Source organism: Pseudomonas sp. ASL3, from assembly GCF_056680425.1.
In genome coordinates this window covers 5,572,816-5,592,155 of record NZ_CM155281.1, presented here as the reverse complement: position 1 = coordinate 5,592,155, position 19,340 = coordinate 5,572,816, and the positions used below count along the sequence as shown (strand labels likewise).

General features: G+C 62.7%; 7 protein-coding genes. 4 read left to right on the top strand and 3 right to left on the bottom strand.

The window, feature by feature from the left end; all coding sequences use genetic code 11:
- Positions 1-103 precede the first annotated feature (103 nt).
- The 3 genes from AC1MEE_RS25560 to AC1MEE_RS25550 are packed head-to-tail and all read left to right on the top strand — an operon-like array spanning position 104 to position 4,489.
- Positions 104-1,825, top strand: a complete 1,722-nt coding sequence (locus AC1MEE_RS25560) for a type I secretion system permease/ATPase (protein ID WP_480412278.1) — start codon at positions 104-106, stop codon at positions 1,823-1,825.
- Between the two features lie 7 nt (positions 1,826-1,832).
- The gene (locus AC1MEE_RS25555) at positions 1,833-3,167 is read left to right on the top strand and encodes an HlyD family type I secretion periplasmic adaptor subunit (RefSeq protein WP_480412277.1); all 1,335 of its coding nucleotides are present in this window, start codon (positions 1,833-1,835) and stop codon (positions 3,165-3,167) included.
- 2 nt (positions 3,168-3,169) lie between these two features.
- On the top strand, positions 3,170-4,489 hold the full coding sequence (locus tag AC1MEE_RS25550; protein WP_480412276.1) for a TolC family outer membrane protein: 1,320 nt from the start codon (positions 3,170-3,172) through the stop codon (positions 4,487-4,489).
- A gap of 13 nt (positions 4,490-4,502) precedes the next feature.
- On the opposite strand, the gene AC1MEE_RS25545 is transcribed toward AC1MEE_RS25550, so the two are convergent.
- The 3 genes from AC1MEE_RS25545 to AC1MEE_RS25535 form a co-directional block, all read right to left on the bottom strand.
- Positions 4,503-6,338 (bottom strand): O-linked N-acetylglucosamine transferase, SPINDLY family protein, encoded by a 1,836-nt coding sequence (locus tag AC1MEE_RS25545; protein WP_480412275.1) that lies wholly within the window; start codon positions 6,336-6,338, stop codon positions 4,503-4,505.
- An 81-nt stretch (positions 6,339-6,419) separates the two neighbouring features.
- On the bottom strand, positions 6,420-18,209 hold the full coding sequence (locus AC1MEE_RS25540) for a beta strand repeat-containing protein (protein WP_480412274.1): 11,790 nt from the start codon (positions 18,207-18,209) through the stop codon (positions 6,420-6,422).
- Positions 18,210-18,303: 94 nt separating this feature from the next.
- Positions 18,304-18,519, bottom strand: a complete 216-nt coding sequence (locus AC1MEE_RS25535) for a hypothetical protein (protein WP_480412273.1) — start codon at positions 18,517-18,519, stop codon at positions 18,304-18,306.
- 121 nt (positions 18,520-18,640) lie between these two features.
- Between AC1MEE_RS25535 and AC1MEE_RS25530 the strand changes: the two genes are divergently transcribed.
- Positions 18,641-19,243 (top strand): class I SAM-dependent methyltransferase, encoded by a 603-nt coding sequence (locus AC1MEE_RS25530; RefSeq protein ID WP_480412272.1) that lies wholly within the window; start codon positions 18,641-18,643, stop codon positions 19,241-19,243.
- Positions 19,244-19,340 lie beyond the last annotated feature (97 nt).

The window sequence follows — 19,340 nt, the reverse complement described above, 5'->3', positions numbered from 1 at the left end:
AAGTGCTACCATCGCCCGCCGATAATGCCCGAAAGGCGTTTACCTTCCCCGAACAATAGCGCAACCGTCATTTTCCCTACCGCTACTCTATCTCTTGGATTTTATGCGACTCATTCTTGATCCCAAGCGAGATATCGATGCAGCATTGCTGCGTTATCAGCGCCTTTTCGGGGTGCTCGCACTGTTCAGCGGGGTGATCAACCTGCTGATGTTGGTCCCCTCGATCTACATGATGCAGGTCTTCGACCGTGTCCTGACCAGCCGTAACGAAACCACTTTGCTGATGTTGAGCCTGATTCTGCTCGGGTTCTATCTGCTCAGCTGTGCGCTGGAGTGGGTCCGTGGTCAGGTGATGATCAAGATGAGCGCGGGCCTCGACGCCCAGCTCGGCGAGCGGGTATTCGGTGCGGCCTTCGAGCGCAGCCTGAAGGAACACAGCGCCAACCCGGCACAGGTGTTGAGTGATCTGAACAACCTTCGTCAGTTTGTCACCGGCCCGGGGCTGATTGCCCTGTTCGATGCGCCCTGGCTGCCGATTTACCTGATCGCCACGTTTCTCTTTCACCCCTGGCTGGGGCTGTTTACGGTAGTGGGCTCCATCATCCTCGCCGCTCTTGCCATCTGGAACGAACTGGCCACGCGCAAGAGCATGGGTGAAGCCAACCGACTGTCCGTCGCCGCCGCCAACTATGTGAACAGCACCCTGCAGAACGCCGAAGTCATCCAGGCGATGGGGATGCTCACTGCACTGCGTAGCCGCTGGTTCAATGTGCAACAGCGCATCATCACGGCACAGGCCGAGGCCAGCGGCCGCAGTGCACGGATTTCTGCAATGACCCGCTTCGTGCGAATGACCTGGCAGTCCCTCGCACTGGGGCTGGGCGCTGTGCTGGTGATGGAAAACCAGATCTCGGCCGGGGTGATGATTGCAGTGTCGGTGCTGATGGGACGGGCCATGGCGCCGGTGGAGGCGCTCATTGGCTCGTGGAAACAGGTGGGCAATACCAAGAGCAGCTATGAGCGCCTGAATCGCCTGCTCACTGAGTTCCCCAAGCCTCAACCGCGAATGGCCCTGCCGGCACCGACCGGTGCGGTTAGCATCGATCAACTGGTGGTTACCCCGCCCGGCATGCAACGGCCGGCAGTAAACGGGGTGACGATTACATTGACCAAAGGCGAGGTGTTGGCGGTGATTGGCCCCAGTGCTTCGGGCAAGTCCTCTCTGGCCCGGGCCATGGTCGGCATCTGGCCAGCGAACCACGGCTCGGTACGACTGGACAATGCAGAAATCAGTCAATGGTCACGTGAGACGCTTGGCCCTTATCTGGGCTATCTGCCGCAGGACATCGAGCTGTTCGACGGCACCATCGCCGAAAACATTGCACGCTTTGGCGAGGTTGACTCGCTCAAGGTGATCGAGGCTGCACGCCTGGCCGGCATTCACGAGATGATTCTGCACTTCCCCAAGGGCTATGACACATTGCTGGGCGTCGGCGGGCTGGGGCTGTCCGGTGGGCAGAAACAGCGTATTGGCCTGGCCCGTGCGCTCTATGGCCAGCCAGCGCTGGTGGTGCTGGATGAACCCAATTCCAATCTGGACGAAGCGGGCGAAGCGGCCCTGGTACAGGCCGTCAGGATGTTGAAGGCGGCCGGTTCCACCGTGGTGCTAGTGACCCACAGGCCGAGCATTCTCAGCGTGGTCGATAAACTCTTGTTCCTCAGGGACGGTGTGCAGCAGCTGTACGGTCCTCGGGATCAGGTACTTAATACCCTCGTGCCATCACCGGTGCAGAAAGCCGCCGAATCCAGCAACCAAGAAGCCTGAGACCTCGATGGAAGCCATGCAGAATGACATGTTGGCCGATACGCCGGCGCCCGATGCCGATGCCGCGGGCATTGCCCGAATCGGCTTGTGGTTTTTGGCCCTGGGCTTGGGTGGGTTTTTCCTCTGGGCCGGCCTGGCCCCGCTCGATCGAGGCGTGGTTGGCAGCGGCACCGTGGTGGTGTCCGGCGAGCGAAAGACCGTTCAGTCGCGCTTGGGGGGCACGATCGATCATATCCTGGTGCGCGAGGGCGACCAGGTGCAGCAAGGTCAGGTCGTGGTGCAACTCAATATTGTCCAGGCGCAGTCCCAACTTGACGTCGCACTGGGGCAATGGTTGAGCGCACGCGCAGTCGAGTCGCGGCTGATGGCCGAACGCCTGGATCGCGACCGTATCGAATGGTTCCAGGATCTGCAGGCCAAGGCGGACGACCCGCACGCTCATGCAGCGATGGAGTTGCAAGGTTATCTATTCGCCACCCGCCGCGCCGAACTGGCCAGCCGGATGAAAATCAGCCAGCACGAAGTGGCTTCGCTAACCGAGCAACTGGCCGGTTACGAAGAGATCAAGCGCAACCATGCGGCACAATTTCAGTATCAACAGCAAGAACTCAAAGGGCTGCGCGAACTGGCGAAGGAAGGCTATCTGCCACGCAACCGCCTGTTCGAAGCAGAGGGCAATGCAGCGCAACTAGGTGCTCAGCTGGCCTCGACGATTTCCGATATCGGCCGCACGCGGCAGGCGATCAGCGAAAGCAAGCTCAAGGCACTGCAACAGGCCCAGGCTTTCCGCAGCGAAGCCGAGTCGCAACTGACCCAGGTCTCGGCGCAAACTTCGAGCCTTACGGAGCAGATAAAGGCGCTCGATTTCGAGGTGCACAACGCCTCCATCCTCGCCCCGGTCGCGGGCCAGGTGATGGGGCTGGCTGTGCACACCGTCGGCGGCATTGCACCGGCGGGCCAACGGCTGATGGACATCGTCCCGCAAGGTTCCAGTTGGGTGGTCAAGGCGCAGTTTCCCCCCATGATGGCCGACCGACTTAAACCAGGACTGCCGGTTGATATCCGCTTTGGCTCGTTGCAGCGGGTCCACACCCCCGTCATCACCGGTAAAATGACCACTGTGTCGGCTGACCAGCTGATCGACGAACATACCGGGGCGCCCTACTTCTTGGTCGAAGTGGCGGTCAGCCCGCATGACATTATCGAACTGCGCGACGCCGGGCTCGATATCAGGCCGGGGATGCAGGCCGAAGTGCTTGTCAAAACCGGTGAGCGGACGCTGGCGAACTACTTGATTCAACCCGTTACCGAGCGTTTGGCTGGCGCCTTCAAGGAAGAATGACAATGCGCGGACGTACAGCCTTACTCTCTCTATTCTGGTCATGCCGGCTCTGGGCCGGCGATGGTCAGTTGTCGCTGGTCGATCTCTACGATGCCTCCCGGCAAAACGATGCGACGTATCAGGTCGCCAACCACGACTACCAGGCGTCTCGCCAGGAAGAGGCGATCGGCCGCAGCGGTTTGCTGCCGCAGGTTGGCCTCAATTCCCGATACGGCCATGGTGGACAGTTCGAAAACCAATCCCAGGCCAACCTCCAAAACGATCAGTTCGCCGCCGATACCATCACCTTGTCGGTCACCCAGCCTTTGTTCGACAAAGGCCGTTGGGCATCCTACGAACAGGCCAAAGCTCGCGGCAAGTTGGGCGAAGTGCAGTACGACGGTGCCGGGCAAGGACTTTTCGACCGTGTGGTACAGGCCTATTTTGATTTAGCTCAAGTGGAAAACGAGCTGAAGCTGACGACCCAGCAAAAAGCCTCGATCGAAGCACTGGCCAAACAATCCAAACGTCTGTTCGAAGCCGGTGAAGGTACCATCACTGACCTCGAAGAGGCGCAAGCCCGTCTGGACCTGGTCCGCGCCCAGGAAATCGAATTGCGAGCCAGGCGCCTGGCGGGACTGCGCAAGCTCTCGGGTCGTGCCGGTATTGCAGTGGAAAACATTCCCGAGATGCAGGAGCAAGCGCCTGCCACAGGCTTGTTGGCACCTGAGGAAGATCTCAACTACTGGATGCTCAAGGCCGACGAGGCCGGTCCGACGCTGGGGGTCAGTCGGGCTTCGATTCAACTGGCCGAGGCAAATCTCAAGCTGCAAAAGTCCGGGCACTACCCAACCTTGGCACTGACCGGCCAGCTCGCCCGTATCGACCAGAGCGACATCAATCAGTTTTCCCAGCGCCAATCCACTTACTATCTAGGCGTGGTGCTCGACATTCCCCTGTATCAGGGCGGCGGGGTCAGCGCCTCGACTGAACGCGCTCGCTCCGCCCTGGACAGCGCCCGCTCGGGGTACGACGCTCAAGTCCAGCAATTGGCCGAAGATATCGAGACCAATTACCTCGGCGTGGTGGCGGGTTACGAGAAGAGCAAGGCACTGGTGACCGCCGTGCGCTCGAACCAGAGCGCCCTAGCGTCAGCGGAAAAAGGCTACCAGGCCGGGGTACGTTCGACGGTGGAAATTCTCGACGCGCAGCAACGCTTGTACTCCGCCAAACGTGACCTGCTCGATACCAAACTGGCAATGCTGCAAAGCTATGTCAACTTGCACACCCGCACCGGGCATATGACCCGGAGCGAGCTGCAAAAGGTTCAGGGGTTGTTTTAACAACCCCCCTGCCCTACGCAGTTTTTAGCGCGACGCTGCTGATCGCACTTTCGAAATCCTTGACGAAGCGCGGCATATCGAACAGCGGCGAATGCTCTCGCCCCTGCTTGAGACGTTGCCGCAATCCCGCCAAAAGATCCGTTTGCGTCGCCAGTTGAACGGCGCGCTCCTCATATTCACCCAGCGTGGTGGTAATGAGCTCCGGCAACTCAAGCGTGGTCAACAGACTGCCGGCCATGCGCGAGGCGAAGGTGCGGCCTGAGCGAGTGAGCACTGGCAGACCCATCCATAGCGCGTCATTGGCCGTAGTACCGGCGTTGAACGGGTAGGCGTCCAGAAACAGATCCGCAGCGGTGTAACGCGCCAGGTATTCCGGCGGTGCCACACGCGGTGCGAACAACAGACGTGCCGGGTCTACACCCTGCTGCTCTGCCCTGGCACAGAGGTTGCGCTGCGCCCAAGGGTTGTCGGCCAGCAACCACAGCACGCTTTCAGGCACTCGCTGGAGAATACGCATCCAGCAATCGAACACCTCTTCATTGAACTTGTAGTTGTTGTTGAACGAGCAGAAGACAAACCGGTTTTCCGGCAGCCCGCACTGGGCGCGGGTCGGCAGCGGCGCTACCGGTCGTTGCCGGTCACTGCTCTGGTAGATCTGCGGCAGGTACAGCGGTGTTTCGCTGTAATAGGATTTCTCGCTATCGGGGATCAGGTAGCGATCAGCGATGACGTAGTCAATGCAGGGCAGGCCGGTTGAGCCGGGAAAGCCGAGATAGGTCATCTGCACCGGGGCGGGACGGTACGCCGGGATATTCGGACGGGCACCGGATGTCAGGCCATGCAGATCGATCAGGATGTCGATCTCATGATTGCGAATACATTGGGCTGCTGCAGTATCGTCCATACCGACGATCCGCACGAAGTGGTCCATGGCGCTCTTCACTCGCTCGCGCAGGGGCGAGCCATCTTCCGGGCTCCAGCAAAAGCCATAGACTTCAAAGCGCTCGCGGTCGATCAGCTCGAACAGCTCGACCGTGAGCAATGACACCGCATGCAGGCAGAAGTCCGAAGACAGGAAGCCAATACGCAGCTTTTCGTGTGCATAACCCTGGGCCGGTGCCAATGCCGGAACCCGCACATTGACTCGCTCTTTCACGAAGTGGACGGCGGCGGCCAATTGCAAGCCAGGGTCGTCGCTGCCCGCGAGCAACGCCAAGGGCGAGGAAGCCTTGAGCAGGTCTCCTCGAGTCAGGCCTTCAGGGGCGTCATACACCGGCCAGCCGCATTGCTTCTGGCGCAAGTGCACCCAGTGTTGAATGACCTTGGGCTGAGCCGGGTCGACTTCCAGGCTGGTACGCAGGATGGCTTCGGCCGGTTGCAATTGGCGTGTCTCTTCCAGCAAGCGCCCCAGGTTGTTGCAGACCATCAGGTACAACTCGCGGGTTTCTTGTGCATTGACCAGCTTTTTGTCCAGCATCGACTGCCAGGTTGCCAAGGCGTCCTGAGGTTTTTTCTGACGCTCCTGCACTGAACCAAGATTGAACCAGGCCTGGGCGAACTCCGGGCTCTGGGCAATGGCAGCGCGGTAGGTACTTTCGGCCGCCGACAGCTGCTCCAACTGCGAAAGCGTGACCCCCAGATTGAACTGAATGATGTAGTTGACCGACGAATGGCAGTGTTTGAGCCAGTGCTGGTAAAGAGCAGCAACATCGGCAAAGCGCAGCGCGGCATTCAGCCGATCGGCGGTCGAGAGCAACTTCAGGGGTTCCAGTGCTACACGTTCAGCCAACTGCAGGGCAGTCGTAAGCACGACATCGAGGTCCGGGTTGTCAAGATTGTCTGTAAGCATTCGCGCGAAGCTCTCCACCAATAAAAAATACCGAGCTCTTGCGAGCTCGGTATCGGGTCAATCAAGGTTTAACACTGAATCTCAGTGAATCCAAGTGTGGACATCCGTGGCGACCAACAATTGGACCTTGCCATCGTTGAACACGTTGTAGTGCGCACCATCGACCGTAGTAGTGCCTCCCTCATGCCACTGGCCATTGGACCCGGTAATGTTCACCGTATCGTTATGGTCACCTTTGACGATCATCTGCACAGGCGCCGCGGCCCCGCTTGCCGAGTTGACCTGACCCGCCTGACCGAGCTTGCTGATGGCCTGGGCATCGACCGTCAGCGTGTTCGCCTGGCCGTTACTGGCCGTGAGGTCGATATGGCCGAGGCTATGAGCACCGATGACGTCCGGATTCAGCTTCGTCAGGTCAATGGACTGGCCATTGCTACTGCTGGTGCGGAACCAGACATCGGCAATCGTGTGGGTCTGACCATCGCTGGTTTCAAAGCTACTCTCCAGCCCGATCAAGTTGCCATTGTTGAGCTGCGCGGTCTTGACGACATCGAGATTGATCTGGGTGATACCCAGATCGGTGAGGCTGTGCAATTCACCCTTTTCGCTGATCCCGTCGTGGTTCGTGTCGACCCAGACTTGCAGGGCCGAGAAGAGCTTGTCTGCCTTATTGATGACGCCATCGTGGTTGCTGTCCAGGCTCTTCAAAGCAGCGAAGCCATCGTGCGCCAGCGAACCATCCGGGAGGCGGAAGGAGGAACCGAACAATTCGGAGCCATTGTTGATTTTACCGTCGCCATTGAGGTCGATGGCGAGCAGACCATCACCCCCTGCAGTCCAGCCGGTGCTTACCTTGTGGCCAGTGTTATTCAGGTCGAACTGAGTACCACCGAGCACGTTCGAGGTTTGGATACCGTTACCATTGAGGTCCAGTACCAGCGGCGTGGACAGGGCCACCGCGTCGAGTTGGGCACCGCTCATTGCCCCGTACTGTGTACTGGTGAACGCATCCACCTGGGTCATGCTCAGGTGAGACAGTTGCGCCGTGGTCAATACGGCTACTTGAGCAGTGGTCAACGCTGCCACTTCGGCGGTGGTAAACGCAGCCATGTCGGCCGTTTCGATAGCAACGATCTGAGCAGTCGTCAGGGCCGCCACGTCGGCAGTATGCAGCGCTGCGAACTGCTCGGTCGTCATGGCAACGATCTGGGCGGTCGTCAGCGCGACTGTCTGCGCGGTCGTCAGAGCCCCGATCTGGTCATGGGTCAAGGCCGCGACTTGCGCGTTGGTCAACGCGGCCACATGCGCAGTGGTCAGCGCCGCGACGTCCGTGGTTTCCAGTGCCGCCACCTGAGCGGTAGTCAAGGCTACGACCTGGCCGGTAGTCAGGGCAGCGGTTTGCGCGGTAGTCAGGCCGTGGATGGTATCCGTCGACAGTGCGGCCAGATCGGCAGTCCCCATTGCCACGATTTGCGCAGTGGTCATCGCTCCGAGCTGAGCCGATGTCAGGGCAGCCGCATGAGCGGTGGTCAGGGCCACGACTTGATCGGTGGTCAATGCAGCGACATCCGTGTTGGTCAGGGCCGCAATCTGGCCGACCTTGAGTGCAACGATTTCGGCGGTGGTCAACGCTGCAGTCTGCGCGGTGGTCAGACCGGAGATCGCAGAAGCCGACAGCGAGGAGAGATCCGCCGTCGTCATGGCCACCAGTTGTGCGGTGGTCAGCGCGGCGACGTGAGCCGAATTCAGCTCTGCGGCCTGGGCGGTGGTCAGGGCCACGATTTGTGCCGTGGTCATCGCCGCCAGATCAGCGGTTTCCAGCGCGCCAATCTGTGCGGTGGTCAGTGCAGCTACTTGCGCGGTGGTCAGCGCGGCAGCTTGCGCGGTAGTCAGACCAGGGATGGTTGCAACCGACAGTGCAGCGAGATCGGCGGTCGTCATCGCCGCCAGTTGTGTCGTGGTCAACGCAGCAAGCTGAGTCGACTTCAGGGCACCCGCCTCGGCGGTGGTCAGAGCCACGATTTGCGCAGTGGTCATCGCCGCCAGATCAGCGGTTCCCAGCGCGCCGATCTGTGCGGTGGTCAGTGCAGCTACTTGCGCGGTGGTCAGCGCAGCGGCTTGCGCGGTAGTCAGACCAGGGATGGTTGCAACCGACAGTGCAGCGAGATCGGCGGTCGTCATCGCCGCCAGTTGTGTCGTCGTCAACGCAGCAAGCTGAGTCGACTTCAGGGCATCAGCCTGGGCCGTGGTCAGCGCCACGATTTGATCGGTGGTCAACGCCGCCAGATCAGCAGTGGTCAGCGCACCGACCTGCGTCGGCGTCAGCGCTGCAACTTGCCCGGTGGTCAGGGCGGCGGTTTGCGCAGTGGTCAGCGCCACAAGCTGGGCAGTGGTCAATGCTGCGACTTCCGCTGTGGTCATCGCTACTACCTGGGCAGTAGTCAGCGCCGCGACATCGGCAGTGGTCAAGGCAGTGACTTGAACAGTCTTGAGTGCCGCGATCTGGCCGGTGGTCAGGGCAGCGGTCTGTGCCGTGGTCAGGCCAGGGATGGCCGCCGCGGACAGCGATGCAACATCGGCCGTTACCATGGCGACCAGTTGCGCAGTCGTCAGCCCGGCGAGCTGGGCCGAGCTCAAGGCATCCGCCTGGGCCGTGGTCAGCGCCACGATTTGGGCGGTAGTCAATGCCGCCAGGTCAGCCGTCTGGATGGCCGCGATCTGGGCAGTGGTCAGTGCCGCGACATCCGCGGTTCCCATCGCCGCGAACTGGGCAGTGGTCAGCGCCTGGAGTTGAGCTGCAGTCAACGATGCGGTTTGACCGGTGGTCAGGGCCACCACTTGTGCCGTGGTCAAGGCAACAACATCGGCGGTGGTCAAGGATTTGACCTGAGCCGTGGTCAGGGCCTGGATCTGACCGGTGGTCAGCGCGGCGGTCTGTGCAGTCGTCAGCCCCGGAATGGCGGCAGTCGACAGTGCGGCAAGATCTGCGGTCGCCATCGCCACCAGTTGCGCGGTAGTCAGCGCCGCCAGTTGGGTCGATTTCAGAGCAGCCGCCTGGGCGGTGGTCAGGGCCACGATTTGTGCCGTGGTCAACGCCGCCAGATCAGCAGTATCCAGCGCACCAATCTGCGCGGTGGTCAGTGCAGCTACTTGCGCGGTTGTCAGGGCAGCAGACTGTGCGGTGGTCAGGCCAGGAATGGCTGCAGCCGACAAAGCGGCGACATCGGCCGTTGTCACGGCTACCAGCTGTGCGGTAGTCAGCGCAGCGAGCTGCGTCGACTTCAGAGCACCCGCCTGAGCGGTGGTCAAGGCCACGACTTGCGCCGTGGTCAGCGCGGCCAGATCAGCGGTGGTCAGCGTACCTATCTGCGCGGTGGTCAGCGCTGCGATCTGGGCGGTGGTCAGGGCAGCAGACTGTGCGGTGGTCAGGCCAGGAATGGTTGCCGTCGACAGAGCGGCGACATCGGCGGTGGTCATCGCCGCCAGTTGCGTAGTGGTCAGCGCAGCGAGCTGCGTCGACTTCAGAGCACCGGCTTGAGCGGTGGTCAGGGCCACGACTTGCGCCGTGGTCAGCGCGGCCAGATCAGCGGTGGTCAGCGCACCAATCTGCGCGGTGGTCAGGGCGGCGACCTGGGCCGTGGTCAGGGCGGCAGTCTGGGCGGTGGTCAGGGCAGCTACCTGAACAGCAGTCAGCGCAGCAGCTTGCGCAGTGGTCATCGCGGCCACTTGTGTGGTGGTCAGCGCCGCGACATCGGCGGTGCTCAGGGCAGCGACTTGTTCCGTCTTGAGCGCAACGACCTGATCAGTCGTCAGGGCTGCAGCCTGGGCAGTGGTCAGGCCTGCGACAGTGGCACCGATAGTGGCAGTGGACAGAGCGGCGATATCGGCCGTCCCCATCGCAGCCAGTTGCGCGGTGGTCAGCGCTGCGAGCTGAGCCGGTTTCAGGGCACCAGCCTGAGCAGTGGTCAAGGCCACGACTTGCGCCGTAGTCAATGCTGCCAGATCAGCAGTTCCCAGCGAGCCGATCTGTGCGGTGGTCAGTGCAGCTACTTGCGCGGTGGTCAGCGCGGCAGCTTGAGCGGTAGTCAGACCAGGGATGGTTGCAACCGACAGTGCAGCGAGATCGGCGGTCGTCATCGCCGCCAGTTGCGTAGTGGTCAGCGCAGCAAGCTGCGTCGACTTCAGAGCACCCGCCTGAGCGGTGGTCAAGGCCACGACTTGCGCCGTGGTCAGCGCGGCCAGATCAGCGGTGGTCAGCGCACCAATCTGCGCGGTGGTCAGCGCAGCAACCTGAGCAGTGGTCAGCGCAGCAGACTGTGCGGTGGTCAGCGCAGCCACGGCGGCAGTCGACAGAGCGGCGACATCTGCGGTCCCCATCGCCGCCAATTGCGTAGTGGTCAGCGCAGCGAGCTGCGTCGACTTCAGAGCAGCAGCTTGAGCGGTGGTCAGGGCCACGACTTGCGCCGTAGTCAGCGCGGCCAGATCCACGGTGGCCAGTGCACCGACCTGCGTCGGCGTCAGCGCTGCAACTTGCCCGGTGGTCAGGGCGGCGGTTTGCGCAGTGGTCAGTGCCACAAGCTGGGCAGTGGTCAACGCTGCGACATCCGCTGTGGTCAGCGCTACTACCTGGGCAGTGGTCAGCGCCGCGACATCGGCGGTGCTCAGCGCAGCGACTTGCTCCGCCTTGAGTGCAACGACCTGTGCAGTAGTGAGGGCAGCAGTCTGCGCCGTGGTCAGGCCAGGGATGGCCGCCGCGGACAGCGATGCAACATCGGCCGTCGCCATGGCTACCAGTTGCGCAGTTGTCAGCGCGGCGAGCTGGGCTGAGGTCAAGGCATCAGCCTGGGCCGTGGTCAGGGCCACGATTTGGGCCGTGGTCAACGCCGCCAGGTCAGCCGTGTGGATAGCCGCGATCTGGGCAGTGGTCAATGCAGCGACATCCGCGGTTCCCATTGCCGCGAACTGGGCAGTGGTCAGCGCCTGGAGTTGAGCTGCGGTCAACGATGCGGCTTGAGCGGTGGTCAGGGCCACCACTTGTGCCGTGGTCAAGGCAACGACATCGGCGGTGGTCAAGGATTTGACCTGAGCCGTGGTCAGGGCCTGGATCTGATCGGTGGTCAGCGCGGCGGTCTGTGCAGTCGTCAGCCCCGGAATGGCGGCAGCCGACAGTGCGGCGACATCGGCGGTGGTCATCGCCGCCAGTTGCGCGGTAGTCAGCGCAGCGAGCTGGGTCGACTTCAGCGCACCCGCTTGAGCCGTGGTCAGGGCCACGACTTGCGCGGTGGTCAACGCCGCCAGATCAGCGGTTTCCAGCGCACCAATCTGCGCGGTGGTCAGCGCCGCAACCTGGGCCGTGGTCAGGGCAGCAGACTGTGCGGTGGTCAGGCCAGGAATGGTTGCCGTCGACAGAGCGGCGACATCGGCCGTTACCATGGCAGCCAGTTGCGCGGTAGTCAGCGCAGCGAGCTGCGTCGACTTCAGAGCACCGGCTTGAGCGGTGGTCAGGGCCACGACTTGCGCCGTGGTCAGCGCGGCCAGATCAGCGTTAGTCAGGGCCGCGACCTGCGCGGTGGTCAGGGCTGCGATCTGGGCAGTGGTCAGCGCAGCGGCCTGCGCAGTAGTCAACCCGGTAACAGCTGCTACCGACAGAGCGGCGACATCAGCGGTCGCCATCGCCGCCAGTTGCGTAGTGGTCAGCGCAGCGAGCTGCGTCGACTTCAGAGCAGCAGCCTGGGCCGTGGTCAGGGCCACGACTTGCGCCGTGGTCAGCGCGGCCAGATCAGCGGTGGTCAGCGCACCAATCTGCGCGGTGGTCAGGGCGGCGACCTGGGCCGTGGTCAGGGCGGCAGTCTGGGCGGTGGTCAGGGCAGCTACCTGAACAGCAGTCAGCGCAGCAGCTTGCGCAGTGGTCATCGCGGCCACTTGTGTGGTGGTCAGCGCCACGACATCGGCGGTGCTCAGGGCAGCGACTTGAATGGCCTTGAGCGCAACGATCTGGTCGGTGGTCAGGGCTGCAGCCTGGGCAGTGGTCAGGCCAGCGATAGTGGCAGCGGACAGAGATGCGACATCGGCCGTTCCCATCGCCACCAGTTGCGCGGTAGTCAGCGCAGCGAGCTGCGTCGACTTCAGGGCACCAGCCTCGGCCGTGGTGAGGGCCACGACTTGCGCCGTGGTCAGTGCGGCCAGATCAGCGTTAGTCAGGGCCGCGACCTGCGCGGAGGTCAGCGCTGCAACCTGGGAGGTGGTCAGCGCAGCGGCTTGGGCAGTAGTCAACCCGGTAACAGCTGCTACCGACAGAGCGGCGACATCGGCGGTCGTCATCGCCGCCAGTTGCGTAGTGGTCAGCGCAGCGAGCTGCGTCGACTTCAGAGCACCCGCTTGAGCGGTGGTCAGGGCCACGACTTGCGCAGTGGTCAGCGCGGCCAGATCAGCGGTGGTCAGCGCAGCAATCTGCGCGGTGGTCAGGGCTGCGACCTGAGCCGTGGTCAGGGCGGCGGTTTGCGCCGTGGTCAGGGCTGCTAACTGAACAGCAGTCAGCGCAGCAGCTTGCGCAGTGGTCATCGCGGCCACTTGCGTGGTAGTCAGCGCCACGACATCGGCAGTGGTCAAGGCAGCGACTTGAGTGGCCTTGAGCGCAACGACCTGGTCAGTCGTCAGGGCAGCAGCCTGGGCAGTGGTCAGGCCAGCGATAGTGGCAGCGGACAGAGACGCGACATCGGCCGTTCCCATGGCCACCAGTTGCGCGGTAGTCAGCGCAGCGAGCTGCGTCGATTTCAGAGCAGCGGCCTGAGTGGTGGTCAGGGCCACGACTTGCGCCGTGGTCAGCGCGGCTAGATCAGCGTTAGTCAGGGCCGCGACCTGCGCGGTGGTCAGGGCTGCGACCTGGGCGGTAGTCAGGGCTGCGGCCTGGGCAGTGGTCAACCCGGTAACAGCTGCTACCGACAGAGCAGCGACATCGGCGGTGGTCATCGCCGCCAGTTGCGTAGTGGTCAGCGCAGCGAGCTGCGTCGACTTCAGGGCACCAGCCTCGGCTGTGGTCAGGGCCACGACTTGCGCAGTGGTCAGCGCGGCCAGATCAGCGGTGGTCAGTGCAGCAATCTGCGCGGTGGTCAGGGCTGCAACCTGAGCCGTGGTCAGGGCGGCGGTTTGCGCGGTGGTCAGGGCTGCTAACTGAACAGCAGTCAGCGCAGCAGCTTGCGCCGTGGTCAGCGCGGCCACTTGTGTGGTGGTCAGCGCCGCGACATCGGCGGTGCTCAGGGCAGCGACTTGAGTGGCCTTGAGTGCAACGATCTGGTCAGTAGTCAGGGCCGCAGCCTGGGCAGTAGTCAGGCCTGCGATAGTGGCAGCGATAGTGGCAGGGGACAGAGCGGCGATATCGGCGGTCGTCATCGCCGCCAGTTGCGTGGTGGTCAGCGCGGCGAGCTGAGCCGGTTTCAGGGCAGCAGCCTGAGCGGTGGTCAGGGCCACGATTTGAGCCGTACTCAGTGCGGCCAGATCGGCGTTAGTCAGGGCCGCGACCTGCGCGGAGGTCAGCGCTGCGAACTGGGCAGTGGTCAGGGCAGCAGACTGTGCGGTGGTCAGGCCAGCGATAGTGGCAGCGGACAGAGACGCGACATCGGCCGTTCCCATGGCCACCAATTGCGCGGTAGTCAGCGCAGCGAGCTGCGTCGACTTCAGGGCACCAGCCTCGGCCGTGGTCAGGGCCACGACTTGCGCCGTGGTCAATGCGGCCAGATCAGCGTTAGTCAGGGCCGCGACCTGCGCGGTGGTCAGGGCTGCAACCTGGTCGGTGGTCAGCGCAGCGGCCTGGGCAGTAGTCAACCCGGTAACAGCTGCTACCGACAGAGCGGCGACATCGGCGGTCGTCATAGCCGCCAGTTGCGTAGTGGTCAGCGCAGCGAGCTGCGTCGACTTCAGAGCACCCGCTTGAGCGGTGGTCAGGGCCACGACTTGTGCCGTGGTCAGCGCGGCCAGATCGGCGGTGGTCAGTGCACCAACCTGCGCGGTGGTCAGGGCTGCGACTTGGGCCGTGGTCAGGGCGGCAGTCTGGGCAGTGGTTAACCCGGTAACAGCTACTACCGACAGAGCGGCGACATCGGCGGTCGTCATCGCCGCCAGTTGTGCGGTGGTCAGGGCGGCGAGCTGCGTCGACTTCAGAGCAGCAGCCTGAGCCGTGGTCAGGGCCACGACTTGAGCGGTGGTCAGTGCGGCCACGTCAGCGGTTCCCAGCGAGCCGACCTGCGTCGGCGTCAGTGCTGCAACTTGCCCGGTGGTCAGGGCGGCGGTTTGCGCAGTGGTCAGCGCCACAAGCTGGGCAGTGGTCAACGCTGCGACATCCGCTGTGGTCATCGCTACCAACTGGGCAGTGGTCAGCGCCGCGACATCGGCGGTGCTCAGGGCGGCGACTTGAGTGGCCTTGAGCGCAACGACCTGGTCAGTAGTCAGGGCAGCAGCCTGGGCAGTGGTCAGGCCAGCGATAGTGGCAGCGGACAGAGATGCGACATCGGCCGTTCCCATGGCCACCAGTTGCGCGGTGGTCAGCGCGGCGAGCTGAGTCGATTTCAGGGCGCCGGCCTGGGCAGTGGTCAAGGCCACGACTTGGGCAGTGGTCAGGGCTGCGACATCGGCAGTGGTCAGGGCTGCAGTCTGGGCCGTGGTCAGCGCGGCGACCTGGGCAGTGGTCAGGGCAGCGGTCTGCGCGGTGGTCAGCGCAGCCATGGCTGCGGTCGACAGAGCGGCGACATCTGCGGTCGTCATCGCCGCCAGTTGTGCGGTGGTCAAGGCGGCGAGCTGCGTCGACTTCAGAGCAGCAGCCTGAGCGGTGGTCAGAGCCACGACTTGAGCGGTGGTCAGTGCGGCCACGTCAGCGGTTCCCAGCGAGCCGACCTGCGTCGGCGTCAGTGCAGCGACCTGGGCAGTAGTCAGCGCAGCAACTTGTGCGGTGGTCAATACACCAACTTGCGTGGCGGTCAGGGCGGCAACTTGCGCAGTGGTCAGCGCTACCACTTGGGCCGTGGTCAGCGCCGCGACATCGGCAGTGGTCAAGACGGCGACTTGAGTGGCCTTGAGCGCAACGACCTGGTCGGTGGTCAGAGCGGCTACTTGTGCGGTAGACAGGCTCGCAACGGCAGCTGCCGACAGGGCAGCAACATCGGCCGTCTGCAGGGCCACCAGTTGTGCGGTGGTCAATTTGGCAATCTGCGCAGAACTCAGCGCCGCAGCCTGAGCGGTAGTCAGGGCTACGACTTGGGCAGTGGTCAGGGCTACGACATCGGCAGTGGTCAGGGCAACGGTCTGAGCAGTGGTCAGCGCTGCGACCTGGGCAGTGGTCAGGGCAACGGTCTGAGCAGTGGTCAGCGCAGCCACGGCTGCGGCCGACAGAGCGGCGACATCTGCGGTCGTCATCGCCGCCAATTGTGCGGTGGTCAGCGCGGTGATCTGAGTCGACTTCAGGGCGCCGGCCTGGGCAGTGGTCAATGCCACGACTTGAGCGGTGGTCAGCGCGGCCACGTCAGCGGTTCCCAGCGCACCGATTTGCGCGTTGGTCAGCGCTGCGACCTGGGCAGTGGTCAGGGCAACGGTCTGCGCGGTAGTCAGCGCAGCCACGGCGGCAGTCGACAGAGCGGCGATATCGGCCGTGTCCATGGCTGCCAGCTGTGCGGTGGTCAGCGCAGCGAGCTGCGTCGACTTCAGAGCAGCAGCCTGAGCGGTGGTCAGAGCCACGACTTGCGCGGTGGTCAGTGCGGCCACGTCAGCGGTTCCCAGCGAGCCGACCTGCGTCGGCGTCAGTGCAGCGACCTGGGCAGTAGTCAGCGCAGCAACTTGTGCGGTGGTCAATACACCAACTTGCGTGGCGGTCAGGGCGGCAACTTGCGCAGTGGTCAGCGCTACCACCTGGGCAGTGGTCAGCGCCGCGACATCGGCAGTGGTCAAGGCGGCGACTTGAGTGGCCTTGAGCGCAACGACCTGGTCGGTGGTCAGAGCGGCTACTTGTGCGGTAGACAGGCTCGCAACGGCAGCTGCCGACAGGGCAGCAACATCGGCCGTCTGCAGGGCCACCAGTTGTGCGGTGGTCAATTTGGCAATCTGCGCAGAACTCAGCGCCGCAGCCTGAGCGGTAGTCAGGGCTACGACTTGGGCAGTGGTCAGGGCTACGACATCGGCAGTGGTCAGCGCTGCAGTCTGGGCTGTGGTCAGCGCTGCGACCTGGGCAGTGGTCAGGGCAACGGTCTGCGCGGTGGTCAGCGCAGCCACGGCTGCAGTCGACAGAGCGGCGACATCGACCGTCACCATGGCAGCCAGTTGCGTAGTGGTCAGCGCGGCGACCTGAGCTGGCGTCAAAGCAGCGACCTGAGCAGTGCTCAGGGCCACGATTTGAGCAGTACTCAACGATGCCAGGGCAGCGGTTCCCAGCGCAGCAAGCTGAGCGGCCGTCATGGCGGCAGATTGCGCGGTGGTCAAGGCGGCGATCTGTGCAGTGGTTATGCCCGCCAGAGCAGCAGTGGACAGCGCGCTAACGTCAACAGCAAGCATGGCCGCAAACTGAGCAGTGCTCAAGGCGGCAAGTTGGGCAGACGTTATTGCTCCAGCCTGAGCGGTGGTCAGGGCTGCTACTTGATCGGTGGTCAGGGCCGCAACCTCGGCAGTCTGCATCGCCTTGATCTGGGTTGCGGTCAGGGCTGCAACGTCGGCGGTAACTATTGCGGCGACCTGAGCGGTGGTCAAGGCCACAACCTCGGCGGTGGTCAGTGCAGCAGTCTGAGCAGTGGTCAGAGCCACCACTTGCGCAGTGGTCAGCGCTGCGACATTGGCAGTGCCAAGGGCCGCGACTTGAGTGGCCTTGAGTGCCGCAACTTCAGCGGTAGTCAGGGCTGCAACCTGGGCCGTGGTCAGATGAGCGACTGCGGCGACGGACAGGGACGCGACATCCGCAGTCCCCATCGCGGCCAGTTGCGCGGTAGTCAGCGCGGAGATCTGAGTGGAGGTCAGAGCGTCAGCCTGGGCGGTAGTCAGCGCCACGATTTGGGCTGTGGTCAATGCCGCCAGGTCAGCCGTCTGGATGGCCACGATCTGGGCAGTGGTCAGTGCCGCGACATCTGCGGTTCCCATCGCCGCGAACTGGGCAGTGGTCAGCGCCTGGAGTTGAGCTGCGGTCAACGATGCGGTTTGACCGGTGGTCAGGGCCACCACTTGTGCCGTGGTCAAGGCAACAACATCGGCGGTGGTCAAGGATTTGATCTGGGCGGTGGTCAGGGCCTGGATCTGACCGGTGGTCAGCGCGGCGGTCTGTGCAGTCGTCAACCCCGGAATGGCGGCAGTCGACAGTGCGGCAAGATCTGTGGTCGCCATCGCCACCAGTTGCGCGGTAGTCAGCGACGCCAGTTGGGTCGATTTCAGAGCAGCAGCTTGAGCCGTGGTCAGCGCTACGATCTGGGCGGTGGTCAGGGCCGCCAGATCTGCGGTTACCAGGGCGCCGATCTGGGCAGTGGTCAGTGCCGCAACCTGGTCAGTGGTCAGGGCGGCGGCCTGTGCGGTGGTCAGGCCCGGAATGGCTGCAGCCGACAAAGCGGCGACATCGGCCGTTGTCACGGCTACCAGCTGAGCGGTGGTCAGCGCGGCGACCTGAGCCGATTGCAGACCCGAAGCCTGGGCAGTGGTCAGCGCGACAACCTGGGCAGTGGTCAGTGCCGGAATCTGTACGGTGGATAAGGCGGTGATGTTCGTCTTGGTAATGGCAGCGACTTGCGCGACGGTCAGCGCCGCAACCTGCGCAGTGCTCATGGCAGCGATATCGCTGGTCGAAAGCCCGGCAATGGTGGTTGTGCTCAAGGCTGCGATTTGTGCGGTGGTCAACGAAGAAATAAAGCTCATGTAAGCATCCTGTCTAGAGTCATTAACCGCGCTGCCAGCGATGTCGCCGTAGCCTGTTTTGCGAATGATTTAGGGGACTAGGTAGCCCCGCGTGTTATTGATTAGCGACCAAACCGGCAAAAACATTAAGAAGATTTTTTGATGGCTTTTTGCCTTTCTCATACTTAAAGTTATTAAAACCGGCGGCAGTAGAGGCCTCCTTCATAATGAAGCCTAGATGGCATATTGCCATCGCCATTTTTTTTACGCCATTTTTTTGTTTTCTTCCCGAGCGACAGCACAAGCCAGTGCTCGGCATAGCCTTGACCACCCCGGACACTTCCCCTAGTGTGCGTTCGATCCGCCGTTTCTCGGCTACGGTTTTAGCCGCCGGCGCACGCCCCCATCACCCTTCAGCTATCCAGCCAAGGGCCTTGATCGAGTAACTGATAGTGAAAACCTTCCTTCATGTAGGTTGCGGTCCGAAGAACAAAAACAGCACGACCAAGGGATTCTCCTCCGCGGACTGGCACGAGCTGCGCTTCGATATCGACGAGAGTGTCAACCCGGATATTGTCGGCACCATGACCGACATGTCTCAGGTAAAAGACGCTTCGGTGGATGCACTTTTCTCCAGCCACAACATTGAGCACCTCTATCCACATGAGGTGCCTCTGGCGCTGGCGGAGTTCAAACGCGTACTCAAGCCGGGTGGCTTCGTGGTGATTACCTGCCCCGATCTGCAATCGGTTTGCGCCTTGGTAGCCGAAGATAAATTGACCGATGAGGCCTACCTCTCACCGGCCGGCCCGATTGCGCCGATCGACATCCTGTACGGCCACCGCCCGGCAATGGCCAACGGCAATCTGTACATGGCGCATCGTTGCGGTTTCACCAAGAAAGTCCTGACCGGCACCTTGCAGGCAGCTGGCTTTGAAATGGTGTTGCCAATTCAGCGAGCACACCCGGCCTATGATCTTTGGGCTATTGCGGCCATCCCACCGATGACCGAGCACGAAATCGTGGCAATTGCCAAGGAACATTTTCCTGGCTGACCCTCGCTGACCGCATCCACGGCTAGACAAGACCGAGACACCTGAAAGCACGAGCGAAAATCGTTTTCGCTCGTGCCCAGTCGGGTGAGCCGCGTGA